Genomic DNA, 17,246 nt, shown 5'->3' with positions numbered 1-17,246 from the left:
GCGGCGGGACCTTGGTTAATCTGCACGGGTGACCATTGACCTCACCCTGCTGCCGCGTGTCGCCTGCCGAAGACAGGAGGTCACCGCGCCCCGGCTGCGCGGGCTGCTCGCGTTGCTCGCGGGGGACTTGAGGACCGGGTGCAGCACCGAGCGGCTCGTGGAAGGGCTGTGGCCGGACGAGCTGCCGGAGCGGCCGGGGAAGGCGTTGCAGGTCCTCGTGTCGAGGGCGCGGGCACAGCTCGGTGCCGACCTCATCGTCAGCACACCGACCGGATACCGGCTCGACCTCACCGCCGACCAGGTCGACAGCTCCGCCCTGCTGTTGCACGCCGCCGCGAGCGCGGACCGGGCGAGGGCGGGCGATCACGCGGGTTCGCTGGCCGCCGCCGAGGCCGGGCTCGCCCTCTGGGAAGGCACCCCCGACCAGGGCGCCGACAACGACGACCCGGTGGCCGCCCTGCGCGCCGAGCGGGCCCCCGTCCACGACACGCTCGTCCGCGCGCGGGCGCTCGCGCTCGCCCGCCTCGGACGCCACGCGGAGGCCGCGGGACCGCTGGCCGTCGCCGCCGCGGCGCATCCGCGCGACGAGGAGGTGCTCGGTGAGGTGCTGCGAGGGGAGGCGGCGACGGCCGGTCCGTCCGCCGCGCTGACCCGGTACGAGGCGTACCGCCGTGAGCTGCGCGACGAGCTCGGCACGGACCCGGGGCCCGGACTCAAGGCCGTACAACAGGAGTTGCTGCGCGGCGAGGCGCCCGTGGCCAGGCACGGGGTGCCGCACGAGCCGAATCCACTGCTCGGCCGGGACGACGACATCGCCGCGGTGGAAGGGCTGTTGCGTGTCTCACGCGCCGTCACCGTCGTGGGACCCGGCGGACTCGGCAAGACCCGGCTCGCGCACGCCGTCAGCCGCCGGGCCGAACAGCGTCTCGTGTACTTCGTGCCGCTCGCCGGTGTCACCGACGACGCGGACGTGGCCGCCGAGGTCGCTTCCGTGCTCGGCGCCGGTGCCATGAACGGGCCCGCCTCGGGCGACCCGGTGTCCGGCATCCTGGGCGTGCTCGGCTCCGGGCCCGCGCTGCTGGTCCTCGACAACTGCGAGCAGGTCGTCCGGGGCGCCGCCGACCTCGTCCAGGCCCTGGTCTCGTCCTCCAAGGACCTGCGGGTGCTCGCCACCAGCCGCTCCCCGCTCGGCCTCACCTCCGAGGCGGTCTACGCGCTGCCCGAACTCGGACTCGCCGTCTCCGTAGAGCTGTTCACCCAGCGGGCCCGCGCCGCGAGAAGCGGCGTGGAACTGCCGTCGGACGCGGTGGCCGAGCTGTGCCGGCACCTCGACGGGCTGCCCCTCGCGGTGGAGCTGGCGGCGGCTCGGGTGCGCGTCCTGTCGGTGCCGGACATCGCCCGCCGCCTCGGCGACCGGTTCGCGCTGCTGCGCGGCGGCGCCCGGGACGTGCCCGAACGGCACCGCACCCTGCACGCGGTCGTCGAGTGGAGCTGGAACCTTCTCGACGAGGACGCCCGGGCGGCGCTGCGCACCCTGTCCGTCTTCCCGGGCGGCTTCTCCGGCGAAGCGGCCGAACAGGTCCTGGGCGAGGACGCGTTGCTGCTGCTGGAGCAGCTCGCCGACCAGTCGCTGCTCACCGTCGCCGACACCGCGGCCGGGGTGCGGTTCCGAATGCTGGAGACCGTAAGGGAGTTCAGCGCGGCCCGCCGCACGGAGGCCGGTGAGGACCAGGCCGTCGTAGACCAATTCCTCGTCTGGGCGCGGGAGTTCGGGGTCGCGCATCACGATGTGCTGTTCGGGTCCGACTCGCAGTCGGCGTGGGAGCGGATCAAGGCCGAGCAGGACAACCTCGTGGCGGCGCTACGGCATGCTCAGGCACGCCTGGACCATCCCGCGACCGCCGCGCTCGCCGCCGTCCTCTCCAGCCTGTGGTCCACCGGCACCAACTACCCCCGCCTCATCGCCCTCACCGCCGACACCGGCCCGGCGCTCTCGCACTACCACCCCGAGCCCGAATACCTCGAAGTCGCCCGTACAGCGGCGGTGTTGGGCACGATCACCGTGTTCATGGGCCAGGGCCCACGCGCCGTGCGCCAGCTCGTCACCCTGCGGCGGCTCCCGGCGGCCCCGCCGGACTCGCTGATGCGCGCCGCCTCCGTCGTGCTCAGCGCGATCCCCGAGATTCGCCCGCCCGGCTACGACGTGCTGCGCAGGCTGTCCGAGGACCGGCAGCCTTTGCTCTCCGGCATCGCCGAGTGCGTGGCCTGCTACGTCTGGGAGTTCGAGCACCACATCGAGCGCGCCCTCGTCTCGGCCCGCCGAACGGTCGTCGGACTCGCGGCAGTCGACAACCCGTCCATCCAGCTCATGGTGCACTCCCGGCTGAGCGAACTGTGCCTGCGCACCGGGCGGGGCGAGGAGGCGTACGAGCATCTCAAGGCGTCCCTCGCCGTGTTGCCGCGGCTCGGTGACGGGCACGACCACATCGGCGTCCGCTCGCTCCTCGCCCTCGCCTGTCTGCAGCGCGGGGAGGTGGACGAGGCCGAGTACTGGCTGCGGCAGACGGAGAGCGACAACCCGCCGCCGGAGGACGACTTCTACCGCCCCGACCTCGGCGGGCGCGCCGAGATCGCGCTCGCCCGTGGACTGACGGAGGTCGGACTCGGCCTGTGGCGGGGCGCCGTGGAGCGCATGCTCGCGGCAGGATCGTCGCGCGGCGCCGAAGTCCGCCCCGATCCATGGGCGTTCATGGTCCAGTCGGTGGCCGTGACGGCCCACGCACGCGCCGGCCGGCTCGCGCTGGTCGCTGACACCGTCGACCGGTTGCGCGGGGGGCTGGGGACCCTGCTCGCCGAGTCGTACGGCTCACCCTCCGAACTCCCCCTGCTGGGAACGATGTTGCACGCCCTCGGCACGGTCGGGTTCACGGAGGACGACCCGTCCGCCGCGCGGATGATCGCGCTTGCCGAACGGCTGGGCGTGTTCCGGGAGTTCCAGCCCACGATGTCAGCGGACCTCGCCCGGCAGGCGGCCGAGGACGCCGACAGGGCGGCGTACACCGACGCGGTGTCGGAGTACGCCGCCCTGGGGCGGGACGAGTTGCGGGACGCCGCCCGCGCTGTCATGGCGACTACTTCGGGTCGCGGTTGAACGAGGCGGTGGACCAGCGGTAGCCGAGCACGGTGAGCCCGACGCACCAGGCGATGGCGATCCACCAGTTGTTGCCGATCTCCGTGCCGAGCAGCAGACCGCGCAGGGTCTCGATGGCCGGGGTGAAGGGCTGGTACTCGGCGATCGGCTGGAACCAGCCCGGCATCGTGTCGGCCGGGATGAACGCGCTGGAGATGAGCGGGAGGAGGATCAACGGCTGCGCGCTGTTGCTGGCCGCCTCCGCGGTCGGGCTGGCCATGCCCATCCCCACGGCGATCCAGGTGAGCGCCAGGGAGAACAGGACGAGCAGACCGAACGCGGCCAGCCACTCCAGCGGGGTGGCGTCGGTGGACCGGAAGCCGATGGCCACGCCGACCGCGCCGACCAGCACCACGCTGGCGACACACTGCAGCACGCTGCCGACGACGTGCCCGACGAGCACCGAGCCGCGGTGGATGGCCAGGGTCCGGAAGCGGGCGATGATGCCCTCGTTCATGTCGGTGGCGACGGAGACCGCCGTGCCGATCACGGTGCCGCCGATGGTCATCATCAGGATGCCCGGGACGATGTAGGCGATGTAGTCGGAGCGGTCCGCGCCACCGATGCCCGTGCTCATCACGTCGCCGAAGATGTAGACGAAGAGCAGCAACAGCATGATCGGGGTGAGGAGCAGGTTCAGGGTGAGCGACGGGTAGCGGCGCGCGTGGAGCAGGTTGCGGCGCAGCATCGTGGACGAGTCGCGGACGGCGAGGGAAAGAGTGCTCATCGGACGTTCTCCTTGGACTGGTGGGGGACCTTGGCGCCGCCGGTCAGGGCGAAGAACACGTCGTCGAGGTCGGGGGTGTGCACGGTGAGTTCGTCGGCCTCGATGCCGGCGGTGTCCAACTGGTCGAGAATGGCGCGCAGTTCGCGCTGGCTGCCGCCGCTGGGGAGCTGGAGCGAGAGCGCCTCGTCGTCGCGGCTGACCTCGCGGAGGGCGGTCGCGGCGGACTGGTAGGCGCCGGGGTCGGTGAAGCGCAGCCGTACGTGTCCGCCGGGCACGAGCCGCTTCAACTCGTCGGCGCTGCCTTCGGCGGCGATGCGGCCGTCGTTCAACACGGCGATGTGGTCGGCGAGTTCGTCGGCCTCGTCCAGGTACTGAGTGGTCAGGAAGACCGTCGTACCGCCGGAGACCAGTTCGCGGATGATGCCCCACATGTTGTGGCGGCTGCGGGGGTCCAGACCGGTGGTCGGTTCATCCAGGAAGATGATCCGGGGGCTGCCCACGAGCGTCATCGCGAGGTCGAGACGGCGCTTCATGCCCCCGGAGTAGGTGGACGCGGGCTTCTTGGCTGCCTCGGTGAGGTCGAAGCGTTCCAGCAGCTCGGCGGCGACCTTCCGTCCCTCCTGCTTGGAGAGGTGGTGGAGGTCGGCCATGAGGAGCATGTTCTCCTCGCCGGTGATCAGCCCGTCGACGGCGGAGAACTGTCCGGTGACGCCGATCGTCGCCCGCACGGCCTGCGGATCCACGGCCAGGTCGTGTCCGCCGACGTGCAGCTGGCCGGCGTCGGCGGTGACGAGGGTGGAGAGGATCTTGACGGCGGTGGTCTTGCCTGCGCCGTTGGGGCCGAGCAGGGAGAAGATGGTGCCGGTGGGGACGGTGAGGTCGATGCCGTCGAGGACTGTCTTGTCCCCGTAGGCCTTGCGCAGCCCGGTGGCTGAGATCGCTGGTTCGTGGGTCGTTGTCGTCATGCCGCAGAGCTTGTGGCAGGGCGCCTTCAGCTCGGTTTCACCGCGGTTTCAGTGCCCTGGAACCGGGTGCGGGCGAGCCCTTCGGCGGTGCCCGGGCGCGGCCCCGCACCGCCGACGAGGAGCACGGACGGAGCCACGCCGATAGGCTGACGATGTTCGGCGCAGCAGGGCGCACCCAGCCAGAACTCCCATCGCAGCACAGCAGGACTCCCACCGCAGCACAGGAGGAATCATGGCCGGACAGTTCGAGGCGACAACCGAGGTCGACCGCCCCGTCGAGGAAGTCTTCGCCTTCCTCGCGGAGGGCACGAACGACCCCAAGTTCAGCCCGCGCGTCCAGGAGATCACCAAGACCCCCGCGGGCCCGACGGCCGTGGGTACCGTCTTCACGAGCACCGTCAAGGACGCCGGCATGAAGACGGGCCGGACGTTCCGGATCACCGAATACGAGGCGCCCCACCGCATCCGCTGGACGGAGACGTCCAAGAACACCGTGACGGCCACCGAGGGCGGCTACGACCTGGAATCCACTGGTCCGGGCACGACCAGGGTCCGGATCTTCAACGTCCTCGAAGGCCACGGCGTCGGCAAGCTGCTGGTGGGCTTCGCCCTGGGCGCGGCCCGTAAGGACGCGCCCGCGTTCGGGCAGCGCATCAAGACGGCGGTGGAGGCGTCCTGACGGACCGGCTGGTACTAACTCGCGCTTGCCGGGCGGCTGTTGTATGCCTCCACTTCCAGGAGCGGACGACCTGAGGTCAGGGCCCGGGTCGGCCAGGACAGAGTGACGGTCTGGGACTCGCCGGGCAGCAGCCACAGGTAGTTGTGGCTGTACAGCGTCGGCAGCACGCGATGGCCGGTCGCGCCGTTCTTCAGCGAGAGCCGGACCATCGCGGCGACGGCCGGTCCCTGATTGCGGACGGTGGCGGTCAGTTCGGTCCGGTCTCCGGAGCGGGACACGCGCCCCAGCTTCGTGGAGACCTTCGTCTTCGGTGCCTGGCCCAGTGCCTGCATGGCGGCCGGTGTGCGATAGCGCCAGTAGGTGTTGCGGGACAGGACCCGGCCGTCGCCGCCGGTCAGGGTCAGGCGGAGGAGATGCAGGTCCGGCAGGTCGTCGGTCCAGGCCGTGGTGAACGCCTTCGTGGTCGCGGCCGGTGCGACGTCCAGTCGGGCGGTCTTGTTCGCACCGAGCCGACGCCCCGTCAGATCGAGCAACTGGGCGGTGACCACAGCGTTCTTGAGGTCGTCGCGCGTGTGGTTGGCCGCGATGACCCGCCCCTCGGGATCGGCCTGCACATGCAGCGGTTCACAGGCCGAACGGGCGCCGTAGTACGTGCCGTTGACGTCGAAGTCGTAGTCGTACGTCTGCCAGACCGTGCTGTGCCACGCCGGGTGGGACATCCACAGCATCAGCCCGCTGGCGTTGTCCCACAGGTTCGCGTTCCACGCCTCGAACATGGCCCGCGTGTTCTCGTAGTTGACGAACTGCGCCTTGCGCGCGAAGTCGTCCAGGCCGGTGGTCGCCCCGAGACGCGCTTCTACGGCCGCCTTGTACGTCTGCGGTGCCTGGTTCCCGCGCTCGCTCCAGTCGTGGTAGTACCACGCGCCCTGGATCGGCCACTCGGGCTCGTCGCCGGTCATGTTGCGCATGCTGGCGGCGGTGGAGACGACGGGCATGCCGATCTCCGTGTGGAATCCGAAGTCCTTGCTGCCGTAGGTGCTCGGGTCGAAGTACTTCTCCGGCTCCACCCAGCCGTAGGGACCGCCGCCGGTGATGATGCCGCCGGCGGAGTTGTTCTGGTAGAGGATGCCGGGGGCCTGGTCCTGCACGGCCTCGCGCATGCCCTGGTCGATGGCGGCGGGTGGGTTGCCCTCGTTGGCGCCGCACCAGATCGCCACGCTGGGGTGGATGCGGTAGCGCAGGACGGTGTCCCGGGCGATCGAGTTGAAGGCGTCGTGGTCCGGCGGGTCCATGCCCCACGCGTTGGGGAAGTCGTTCCACACCAGGATGCCGTGCTCGTCGCAGGCGGCGAAGAACTCCTCCCGGTCGGACGTGCCCACCCAGTTGCGGATCATCGTGAAGTTCATGTCGCGGTGCATCCGCACGGCCGCGTCCATGCGCTCCGGCGGCATCCGGCGCAGGAGTTCGTCCCAGCCCCAGTTGCCGCCGCGGGCCAGCACCCGCACCCCGTTGACGCTGATCTTCAGCGGATCGGGCGTGTTGGACACCGACTTCACGTTCGTCCACGTGTCGCCGTCGTCCGACACCTGGATCACATATGTCTTCGGGTAGGCCGACTCCCACAGGATGGCGACCCGGTCGAAACGCTTCGAGGCCCCGAGGTCGACCTGGATCCACTGGTTGTCCGCGTACTCCGAGGACCAACGGGTGCTCGTGTCGCCGTCGGTGGCGTGCGCCGCCGGGTGGTCGGGGTCCTCGGTGGACGCGGTCGTCTTCTGGTGCAGGGCCAGGTCGGCCGAGGAGGCCGTGCTGTCGACGACACCGAGCGACCACAGGGAGTTGCCCCAACTGGTGTTGCGCAGCCCGCAGGAGATACGCACATAGCGTGCCGTCCGGGCGCTGAAGTCCTCCACCTGCAGGCTCGCGTTGGCGTTCCCGAACGGCAGCGGCACCGCGCTGTTGTCCACCGACGTGGCATCGGTCCAGGTGGAGTTGTCGGTGGAGACCTGCACCAAGTAGGTCTTGGCGTACGCCTGTTCCCACACCAGGTCGACCTGGTCGAGGGACTGCACGGACCCCAGGTCGACCCGGATCCACTGGTCGTCCGTGTAGGCCGAGGACCAGCGGGTGCCGGGATCGCCGTCGGTCACGTTGGCGGCGCCGTGGTCGTCGCCGTCCGTGGTCGACGCGTCGGCTGGAGCGTGCAGGGCCAGGTCGGTGCCGGCCCGCGTGCTGTCGCGTATGGCCAGGGTCCACAGGGAGTAGCCCCAACCGGACGCCCGGGTAAGGCACTTGACGCGCACGTACCGCGCTTGTTGCCGGCCGAAGGTCACCGTCTGGGTGTACGCGTCACCGGAGTCGACGAACGGCAGCGGCACCTCGTACGCGTAGCCGAACTGACGGATGCCGAACCGGGTCGTGCGCCGGTCGCTCTCGGCGCCGTCGAGGGTCGCGACCAGGGTGAGTTCATGGAGCGTGGGGTCGCCGAGGCCGTTGGGCCACCACAACTTCGGGTTCTTCAGACGCAGTTGACCGAAGGTATCGGGACTGAACGTGACGTCGACGCTCTCGCCCGCGGGCACGGTGACGGCCTTGCTCACGCGTACGTTGTCGAAGGCCGCGGAGACCGTCACCTTGTGGGCGCTGGTGTCGGCGTTGCGGACCGGCACGACGATCGTCAGTTCGGCGACCGACACCTGGGGCAGGTTCGGCAGCGCGGTGTCGACGCGCGGGTCGCCGATCACGACATGGCCGGTCGATCTCAGCCGGACGTGGTTCCAGATGCCGGCGGCCCTGTCGCGTACCGCCGGCATCCAGTCCCAGCCCGAAGAGGCCAGGTAGGTGGGGGAGTTGAGGTTCATCTGGTTGGCGCCCGCGTCCACCCAGGACTCACCGGCGGGGCCCTTGTCGCCGGGGCTGCCGGGCACCGGCATGGGCGTGATCTTCACGGCGAGCGCGTTCGCCCCGTGCGCCGCGAGGGACGCGGTCACGTCGTGGGCCGAGCGGGCGAAGGGGTAGGTCAGACCGCCCACATGGCTGCCGTTGAGCCAGATGTCGGCGGTGTGGTTGATGCCGTCGAACTCCAGCCAGATCCGGCGCCCCGACCCGGTGCGCAGACCGTGCGGCAGCTCGAAGTCCCGCTTGTACCACCAGGAATGGCGTGACAGGGCCTCGGGGATGTGGAGGTTGTTGAGTCCGGCGACGGGGTCGGGCAGCTTGCCCTGGTCCACGAGGGAGCCGAGGACCGTGCCCGGGACGGTGGCCGGGAGCCAACTGCTGGTGTCCACCGTCGTCTTGGACAGCTTCGCGCCGTCACCGTCGGCCCAGTCGTCGAGCGTCAGCCGCCAGCCGGACTCCACCGGGACCGTGCCGTCCTCGGCCACCGCCAGCTTCGGCGCGGGTCCCGAGTGGGTGCCCCAGTCGGTCCAGCCCGTGGCCGACGGGCGATGGCCCCGGGCGGTGCCGTAGACCTCGAAGCCGTTGAGGCCGAGGGGGTTGGGGCTGGAGCGGCGGGTCGAGGTGAGGCGTACCCAGCGGGCGGTGACCGGGCGGGGCGGCTGGATGGTCACGACGCCGCCGGTGCCCGCCGTGGTGCGGTGGACGCTGGTCCACGACGTGTGGTCGGTCGAGGTCTCGACGACGTACTCGACCGAGTAACTGGACTGGATCTCCTTGCCCGTGGTGCCGTCGGCCGGGTTGCCCGTGGTGGGAGGGGTGAACACCGGGTCGCTCGCGTCGCCCTCGAAGGTGAGGCGGATCGAGGTGACCTCGCACGCGGCCTGGAGGTCGACCGAGATCCACTGCGGGTCGCCGGCCCCGGCACGCCAGCCGCTGCCCCGCACGCCCGGCGAGCTGAGCCGGTCCACCACGAACGAACCCGGGGTGGGCGCGTAGGCCGTCGAGGAGACCGACACCGGGCGGTGGAGGGCGAGTTCACCGGTGGAGGAGGGTGTGGCCGACCGGGCGGAACCGGCGGCGGTGGCGGTCGACATGGGCAGGACGGCACCCAGGCCGAACCCCGCCAGCAGGGTCGAACCCGTGGTGACGACGGAGCGGCGCGACAGGCGCGGCGCACCCGATTGATCTGTCATGAGCGTGATGTCCCATCAAGAACCAGCGGCACTGACAACGTTGCCAAAGGCTGTGACGCGTGATGGACTCTGTCAACCCCTGATGCAGCCTTCTAATAAATTAGGAATTAATATTGACAGGGTTTCGGCCGCACGCCACAGTCGTCGCCGTGACGCCGGAAGCCCCTGTCGCAGTGCGGCCCGGGTCGCGTCCTCCTGCTTCCCAACCTCCGGGAGAGGCAAGTGACTTCACATCCGCAGGTCCGCACACCCGCGGCATCGAGACTGACCCGCCGAGCCACCGCGATCGCCGTCGTGACCGTGCTGGCCGCCACCACGGCCCCCGCGGCCATGGCCCGCACCGGCACCGACCAGGGAGCCCCCGCCTACTACGACAGCGGCCTCGCGCCGACGCCCTACATGGGCTGGAACACCTACTACGGCCTCGGCGCCCCCACCGAACAACAGGTGCGCGCCGTCGCGGACAAGCTGGTCAACAGCGGTCTGCGGGACGCCGGTTACGACATCGTGTGGCTCGACGGCGGCTGGCAGGCCGACAACCCCCGCGACGCACAGGGGCGGTTGGTCGCCAACCCGGACCGCTTCCCCTCCGGCATCCCCGCGTTGGTGTCCTACCTGCACAAACGCGGCCTCAAGGCAGGCATCTACACCGACGCCGGCACCTACGACGGCGGCAAGAGCTGCGGCCTGGGCAGCAGGGGCCACTACGACGCCGACGCCCGGCAGTTCGCGGGCTGGAAGATCGACGCGATCAAGGTCGACTTCCTGTGCGGCATCGGGGCCAAGCTCGATCCGGGCCCTGCGTACAAGGAGTTCAGCGACGCGGTCGCCAAGTCCGGCCGCAAGATGCTGCTCAACCTCTGCAACCCGCTCACCGACGACTGGGGCCTGCCGCACACACCCGAGCAGGACGCGCACAACACGTACGTCTACGCCCCGACGATCGCCGACTCCTGGCGCACCGGCACGGACATCGCCTGGGGCACCCCGAGCCCCGGCCAGTGGCCCAACATCCTGCGCAACATGGACGCCAACGCCTGGCACCCCGAGGCGCAGGGACCCGGGCACTACAACGACCCCGACTACCTCATCCCCATGCGCCACATGACCGACGGCACGCTGGAGTTGACCCAGGAGGAGTCCACCACGCAGTACGTGATGTGGGCCGAGATGGGCTCGCCGCTCGTCCTGGGCTCCGACCCGCGCACCCTGTCCGACTCCATGCTCGCCACCCTGCGCAACCCGGAGATCATCGCCGTCGACCAGGACCCGCTCGCCGTCCAGGGCGTACGCGTGGCCAGTGACTCCGTCGGCGATGTCTACAGCAAGGTGCTGGAGGGGCACGGGCAGCGCGCGGTCGTGCTGCTCAACCGGTCCGACCAACCCGCCCTGCGCACCGTGCAGTTCGCGGACGCCGGGCTCGGCGGCCCGGTCCGGGTCCGCGACCTGCGGGCCCGCGCCGACCGGGGCACCCACACGGGGTCGTACACCGTCGAGGTCCCGGCGCACGGCACCGCGCTCCTGAAGCTGACCGGGGCGGACGCCGTGCCCGGCACGAATCTCGGCCAGAAGACCACGGCAGGTCCCGCTGTCGTGCGCGACGGCGACACCCTGACCACCTTCCTGCGCGGCCCGCACGGCTCGCTCGTCCAGCAGGCCGGCGGCAGGACGAGGGACCTCGGCGGACCCACGAAGGGCGAGATCCTCGGCCAGCCCGCCGCCTACGCCTCGGCAGGCGGCCGGATCGACGTCTTCGTACGCGGCGCCGACTCCCGGGTCTACCGGCGGGTCTACGCCGCCGGGCGCTGGAGCGGGTGGCAGAGCCTGGGCGGCCGGGTCGCCGACGCGCCCTCGGTGGCGTTCACCGACCCCGCGCACTGGACGCTCTTCGCCACGGGCACCGACGGGCAGGTCGTGCAGCGCGGCCCGTCCACCGGCTGGTCCTCGCTCGGCGCACCCGGCGGCAAGGCGGTGTACGGGCGCCCGTCCGCCGTCGTGGACGCGCAGGGGCGGGTCCAGGTCGCCGTACGCACCGCGGCCGACGATGTGTGGACGCGGACCCGGGAGACGACGGGGGAGTGGACGGACTGGGCGTCCGTCGGCGGGACCGTCAGCGGGAGCCCGACGCTGGTCGCCGTAGGGGACGCCGTGGTGCTGTACGCGCGGGCCGCCGACTACACGCTCTGGCAGGAGCGGTACGAGAACGGTGCCTGGCAGGGCTGGACCAAGCAACAGGCCTTCCCCAGCGCGGCGTTCGACGGCGCGCTCGGTGCCGTGGCCGGGCCGGGCGGAACGGTCGACGCGGTCTTCCAGGGCGTCGACGGCTACGTCCATCGGACTCAGTTCAACTAAATTAGTAATTATTCTTGACGTGGTGGGGACGCCACGTGAACCTGGATCCGCGCGGGATCCACAAGGAGCCATCCATGACGAACCACCAGCCAGACCGACGCCGGTTCCTCGCCGGACTCGGCGCCGCAGGGGCGACGGCACTGCTCAGCGGCTGCGTCACCTCCACCTCCTCCGGCAAGAGTTCCTCCAAGGGAGCGGTGACCCTTCAGTCCAACCTGTCCGCCCCGCAGGCCAAGGCGGCCATGGAGGACCTGGTCGCCGCCTACGCCAAGAAGGGCTCCGACCGGGCGAGCCTCAACACGGTCGCCGCGGAGACCTTCCGCACCCAGCTGCCGACGTACCTCACCTCGGCCAACCCGCCGGACGTGTACACCTGGTACCCCGGCTCGGTCGCCGACGCCTACGCCAAGAAGAACCTGCTGCTCGACCTCGACGCGGCGTGGACCTCCTCGCCCGACCTCAAGCGCTACTCCAAGGCGCTCAACTCGCTCTGCACGTCGACGAGTTCGGGCAAGAAGGTCTTCGTGCCCACCACCTACTACTGGTGGGGCATGTTCTACCGGAAGTCCAACTTCGCCAAGTGGGGCGTGAGCGAGCCCAAGAGCTGGGACGACTTCCTCGACCTGTGCGACAAGCTCAAGAGCAAGGGCGTCACCCCGATCGGACTGGGCGCCGGCGGCGGCACGGCCTGGGTCGCGTCCGCCTGGTTCGACTACCTCGACATCCGCATCAACGGCGCCGAGTACCACCGCCAACTCCTCGCCGGGAAGCACCGGTTCGACGACCCCGAGGTGCGCAAGGTCTTCGACCGCTGGCAGGAGGTGCTGCCGTACATCGACCCGAACGGCACCGCCGTCGCCTTCCAGGACGCGTCGACCTCCCTGCTCAACGGCCGCAGCGGCATGATGCTCATCGGCACCTTCTTCGCCGACGCGGCGCCCAAGAACGCCCTCGACGACGTCGACTTCTTCCGCTTCCCGATCATCGACCCGAAGGTCCCGCTCGCGGAAGAGGCGCCCACCGACGGCTACTTCGCCAGCGCGCGCACCGGACGGCACGACCAGGTGATCGACCTGATGAAGTACCTCGCGACCGCCGAGGCCCAGGAGATCTACATCAAGGGCTCCTCCGGCACCGTCCTGCCCTGCAACCCCGACGCCAAGGACGCCGGCACCGCCCTGGTGAAGAAGGGCCGCAAGCACGTCGAGGAGGCGGCCGAGGTCACCCAGTTCTTCAACCGGGACTCCAGCGACGCCCTCCAGCCCTCCGCCGACAACGCGCTGACCAAGTTCCTGGCCAGGCCCAAGTCGATCGGGAGCATCCTCACGGACTGGCAGCGCGACGCCGAGAAGATCTGGAACGCCTGACATGGCCGTCCTGACCGCGCCCGACCGGACGTCCCCGGCCCCGACTCCCGCCAAGGGCAGGCGGGTTCGGGGCCCCCGGCGGACACCCCCGCTGGTGCTCGCGTTCGTCCTCGTCCCGCTGCTCGTCGAGGCGGTGTGGGTGTTCTGGCCCGCCGTGCAGGGCTTCTACCTGGCCCTGACCAAATGGGACGGCGTCTCCCCGCCGCAGTTCATCGGCCTGGGCAACTTCCGGGAGATGGCCCACGACGACGTCTTCCGCAGCGCGACGATCCACACGGTCCTCTGGCTCGTCCTCTTCGGCGGCCTGTCCGCCCTGCTCGGCCTCGCCGCCGCGCTGCTGCTCCAACAGGAGCGCCGGGGCGTCGGGTTCTACCGCGCGGCCCTGTTCCTGCCGGTCGTCTTCTCCCTGGTCGCCACCGCCCTCGTCTGGCAGGCGATCTACCAACCGGACGGCGTCCTCAACCAGCTCCTGCAGTCCGTGGGCCTCGGCAGCCTCCGGCACGCCTGGCTCGCCGACCAGGACACCGCCCTGTACGCGGTGATCGTGCCCGCGCTCTGGCGCCAGATCGGCTACGTGATGGTCCTCTACCTGGCCGGCCTCAAGGGCATCGACCCCGCCCTGTACGAAGCCGCCAAGGTCGACGGCGCGAGCGCCCTGCAACGCCTGCGGCACATCACCCTGCCCCAACTGCGCAGCGTCAACGCGGTGGTTCTGTCGGTCATCGTGATCGACTCGCTGCGCTCCTTCGACGTCGTCTGGTCCCTGACCCGCGGCGGCCCCTACCACTCGTCAGAGCTGCTGAGCACCTACATGTACTCCACCGCCTTCCAGTCCCTGCGACTCGGCTACGGCTCCGCACTCGCCGTCGTCATCTTCGTGCTGGCCTTCGGCGTGATCTGCTCCTACCTCGTCCGCGCGTTCCGGGAGGCCGACTGATGTCCGCCAACTCCACGGCCCTGCGCCGCAAGAGGGCCGCGACCGCCGGATTCCACCTGGGCGCCGGGGCGCTGGCCGTCCTGTGGCTGCTGCCCATCGTGCTCGTCCTGGTGACCAGCCTGCGTTCCTTCGACGACATCGCCGCCCACGGCCTGGGCAGTTGGCCGCACTCCTTCACCCTCGGCAACTTCCGCCAGGCCTGGGTCGACGGCGGCCAGCAGCGCGCCCTCATCAACAGCCTGGTCGTCACGATTCCCTGTGTCCTGATCACGCTGGCCCTCGCCGCCATGGCCGCCTTCGGCCTCAGCCGCTATGAACTCCCCTTCCGTCGCTCCCTGTTGCTCCTCATGCTCGGCGGCAACCTCCTCCCACCGCAGATCCTCCTGATCCCGGTGTCCAAGCTCAGCGAAGTCATGGGCATCTACGACACCCTGCCCGCGCTCATCGGCGTGCAGATCGGGTTCGGCGTCGGCTTCTACGTCTTCGTCCTGCACGGCTTCATGCGGTCGATCCCGTCCGAGATCCAACAAGCGGCGGTCGTCGACGGCGCGGGACCCTGGCAGATCTTCTGGCGGATCATCCTCCCGCTGACCCGCCCCGCCATGGCCGCGCTCAGCGCCCTGTCGTTCACCTGGATCTTCAACGACCTGCTCTGGGCGATCACCGTGCTGCGCAGCGACACCAAGATGCCGATCACCGCCGCCCTCATCGGACTTCAGGGACAGTACGTGTCGATGTGGAACGTCATCGCGGCCGGCTCCGTCATCGCCGCCGCCCCCACGGTCGCCGTCTTCCTGCGCTTCCAGCGGCACTTCGTCGCCGGACTCAACCTCGGAGCGGTCAAGTGACCCACGAGCGCTGGACCTTGCGCACGGAGAACACCAGCTACACCGTGCGCCTCTCCCTGGACGGCCCCTGGGCCGAACTCGACGCCTGGGGCCCGCTCGGGGTCGAGGACGGCCCCTCCGCCCTGGACTGGTCGCGACGCACCCACTTCATCACGCCCGCCGACGCGGCCCCGGCCGAGTATCTGCCCTACGGACTACGGCCGTTCACCGGCTCCGAGCTGGTGGCCTCGCGGCCGGACGGCGACGACCGGGGCACGTGGTGGGAGTTCGCGGGCGCGGAAGCGGACGAGGGCGCGCTGCAACTAACCTTCCAGGACGAGCAGTTGGGCCTCCGTACCACCCTCCACTACGAGACGGTCCCGGGCACGGACGTGATCCTCCGCTGGACGGAGTTCACCGCCACCCGCGAACTCCGCCTGGAGCGACTCGACTCGGCCGCCGTGAACATCCCCGTGACCGGAGTCGCCCGCCTGACCTACCTCACGGGCCAGTGGTCGCAGGAGTTCCAGCGCACCCAACTCGACCTGCCCAGAGGCACGTTCACCATCGGCAGCCGGCAAGGTGTACCGGGGCACGCGTACGCACCCTGGCTCGCCGTGCGGGACAGCGACGCGCAGTCGGCGTACGGCATCGCGCTCGCCTGGCCCGGCAACTGGCACATCACCGCCGAGGCCGAACCCGGAGGCGCCGTACGGGTGCGGGCGGGCCGGGTCCCGCACGAGGGAGCGGTGCGCCTCGCCCCCGGCGAGACCCTCGCCACCCCCCAACTGGCCTGCGCCTTCAGCCCGGACGGACTCGACGGACTCTCCCGCGTCTGGCACCGCTACGAGCGGCACCTCACCGGCGAACGCCTGCACCGCCCGCGCAAGGTCCTCTACAACTCCTGGGAGGCCACCGGCTTCGACGTCGACGCGGCCGGACAGCTGGAGCTGGCGAAGACGGCCGCCGACATCGGGGCCGAGCTGTTCGTCGTGGACGACGGCTGGTTCACCGGGCGCGCCGACGACACCGGAGGACTCGGCGACTGGTGGCCGGACCCGGCGGCCTTCCCGCTGGGCTTCGACCAATTCATCGCGGACGTAGGGGCGTTGGGGCTGGACTTCGGCCTGTGGATAGAGCCCGAGGCCGTCAGCCCGGGGAGCCGCCTGCACGCCGAGCACCCCGAGTGGGTCTACCGGATCGAGGGCCGCCCCGGCCGGCTGGTCCGCAACCAACTCCTCCTCGACCTCGGCCGGACCGACGTCCAGGACTTCGTCATCGGCACGCTCGACCGGCTGCTCGGCACCTACGACATCAGCTACCTCAAGTGGGACATGAACCGCCCGCCCACCGAGCGAGGCCGCCCCGGCGCGGACCGCGTGGACCTCGACGCCGAGCACGTCGCCGGCTATCTGCGCGTCCTCGACCACCTCCGCGCCGCCCACCCGGACGTCACCGTCGAGGGCTGCGCGGGCGGCGGCGGACGCATCGAGCACGCGACGATCGCCCGCACCGACGTGGTCTGGCCCAGCGACAACACCGCACCCCTGGACCGGCTTTCGATCCAGTACGGCTTCCTGCACGCCCACGCCCCGCACGTCATGAGCTCCTGGGTCACCGACGCCCCCGGCGTCTTCGACCCGCGCCCGCGCAGCCTCGCCTTCCGCTTCGTCAACGCCATGTGCGGGGTACTCGGCATCGGTGCCGACCTGCGCGCCTGGACGGCGGAGCAGCGGGCCGAGGGCGCCCGGTGGATCGCCCGGTACAAGGAGGTACGGGACGTGATCCACCACGGTGAGGCCCGGCTCCTCGGGTCGCCGGACGCGCCGAGCTGCGGGGTGCAGTACGACGCCGGGGACCGGACCGTCGTCGCCGCGCTCAGCACCGGGCGTCTCGACGGCGCCCCGCTGGTGCCGGGACGCGCCGACCGGCTGCGGCTGCGGGGACTCGAACCGGCGGCGCGCTACCGGGACACGGCGACGGGGACGACGTACAGCGGAGCGCATCTGCTGCACCACGGGCTGCCGTTCGCCTGGACCGCCGCGCGCGACGCCGACCTGATCGTGCTCATGCGTGAGTGAGCCCCGTATGTTTCCGGCAAGCCCTTTCTC

General features: G+C 70.7%; 10 protein-coding genes. 7 read left to right on the top strand and 3 right to left on the bottom strand.

What is annotated here, in order from left to right; translation table 11 throughout:
* Positions 1-28 precede the first annotated feature (28 nt).
* Positions 29-3,151, top strand: coding sequence for an ATP-binding protein (locus tag OHT77_RS03825; protein WP_328826531.1), 3,123 nt, complete (start codon positions 29-31; stop codon positions 3,149-3,151).
* Here OHT77_RS03825 and OHT77_RS03820 read toward each other — a convergent pair.
* The gene (locus OHT77_RS03820) at positions 3,132-3,917 is read right to left on the bottom strand and encodes an ABC transporter permease (protein ID WP_266778415.1); all 786 of its coding nucleotides are present in this window, start codon (positions 3,915-3,917) and stop codon (positions 3,132-3,134) included. The two genes, OHT77_RS03825 and OHT77_RS03820, sit on opposite strands and share 20 nt — an antisense overlap.
* Entirely contained in the window at positions 3,914-4,882 is a 969-nt protein-coding gene (locus tag OHT77_RS03815) for an ATP-binding cassette domain-containing protein (RefSeq protein ID WP_328826530.1), read from the bottom strand. Before OHT77_RS03815 ends, OHT77_RS03820 begins: the two co-directional genes overlap by 4 nt.
* Positions 4,883-5,114: 232 nt before the next feature.
* Between OHT77_RS03815 and OHT77_RS03810 the strand changes: the two genes are divergently transcribed.
* Complete coding sequence (locus tag OHT77_RS03810; protein WP_328826529.1) at positions 5,115-5,561, top strand: SRPBCC family protein; 447 nt, start codon at positions 5,115-5,117, stop codon at positions 5,559-5,561.
* Positions 5,562-5,575: 14 nt separating this feature from the next.
* Here the strand turns inward: OHT77_RS03810 and OHT77_RS03805 are convergent, their stop codons facing one another.
* Complete coding sequence (locus OHT77_RS03805) at positions 5,576-9,652, bottom strand: discoidin domain-containing protein (protein ID WP_328826528.1); 4,077 nt, start codon at positions 9,650-9,652, stop codon at positions 5,576-5,578.
* A 222-nt stretch (positions 9,653-9,874) separates the two neighbouring features.
* Here OHT77_RS03805 and OHT77_RS03800 point away from each other — a divergent pair, with 222 nt between their 5' ends.
* From OHT77_RS03800 to OHT77_RS03780, 5 genes are all read left to right on the top strand, one after another.
* Entirely contained in the window at positions 9,875-12,004 is a 2,130-nt protein-coding gene (locus tag OHT77_RS03800) for a glycoside hydrolase family 27 protein (RefSeq protein WP_443047915.1), read from the top strand.
* Positions 12,005-12,078: 74 nt separating this feature from the next.
* Positions 12,079-13,371 (top strand): ABC transporter substrate-binding protein, encoded by a 1,293-nt coding sequence (locus tag OHT77_RS03795; protein ID WP_328826527.1) that lies wholly within the window; start codon positions 12,079-12,081, stop codon positions 13,369-13,371.
* Position 13,372: 1 nt separating this feature from the next.
* Positions 13,373-14,308, top strand: coding sequence for a carbohydrate ABC transporter permease (locus OHT77_RS03790; protein WP_266778425.1), 936 nt, complete (start codon positions 13,373-13,375; stop codon positions 14,306-14,308).
* Positions 14,308-15,156, top strand: a complete 849-nt coding sequence (locus tag OHT77_RS03785; protein WP_328826525.1) for a carbohydrate ABC transporter permease — start codon at positions 14,308-14,310, stop codon at positions 15,154-15,156. Before OHT77_RS03790 ends, OHT77_RS03785 begins: the two co-directional genes overlap by 1 nt.
* A complete protein-coding gene (locus OHT77_RS03780) occupies positions 15,153-17,216 on the top strand; it encodes an alpha-galactosidase (RefSeq protein ID WP_328826523.1) in 2,064 nt (687 codons plus the stop codon). The genes OHT77_RS03785 and OHT77_RS03780 overlap by 4 nt, the downstream gene beginning before the upstream one ends.
* Positions 17,217-17,246 lie beyond the last annotated feature (30 nt).

It is taken from the genome of Streptomyces sp. NBC_00252, from assembly GCF_036187565.1.
GTDB lineage: Bacteria > Actinomycetota > Actinomycetes > Streptomycetales > Streptomycetaceae > Streptomyces.
The sequence above is the reverse complement of the archived record's forward strand: the minus strand, read 5'-3'. Positions and strand labels throughout refer to the sequence as shown.

Excerpts from the sequence above, each read along its gene's own strand:
- OHT77_RS03805 (WP_328826528.1), bottom strand. The coding sequence starts at position 9,652 with ATGACAGATCAATCGGGTGCGCCGCGCCTGTCGCGCCGCTCCGTCGTC.
- OHT77_RS03790 (WP_266778425.1), top strand. The coding sequence starts at position 13,373 with ATGGCCGTCCTGACCGCGCCCGACCGGACGTCCCCGGCCCCGACTCCC.
- OHT77_RS03815 (WP_328826530.1), bottom strand. The coding sequence starts at position 4,882 with ATGACGACAACGACCCACGAACCAGCGATCTCAGCCACCGGGCTGCGC.
- OHT77_RS03785 (WP_328826525.1), top strand. The coding sequence starts at position 14,308 with ATGTCCGCCAACTCCACGGCCCTGCGCCGCAAGAGGGCCGCGACCGCC.
- OHT77_RS03795 (WP_328826527.1), top strand. The coding sequence starts at position 12,079 with ATGACGAACCACCAGCCAGACCGACGCCGGTTCCTCGCCGGACTCGGC.
- OHT77_RS03810 (WP_328826529.1), top strand. The coding sequence starts at position 5,115 with ATGGCCGGACAGTTCGAGGCGACAACCGAGGTCGACCGCCCCGTCGAG.
- OHT77_RS03820 (WP_266778415.1), bottom strand. The coding sequence starts at position 3,917 with ATGAGCACTCTTTCCCTCGCCGTCCGCGACTCGTCCACGATGCTGCGC.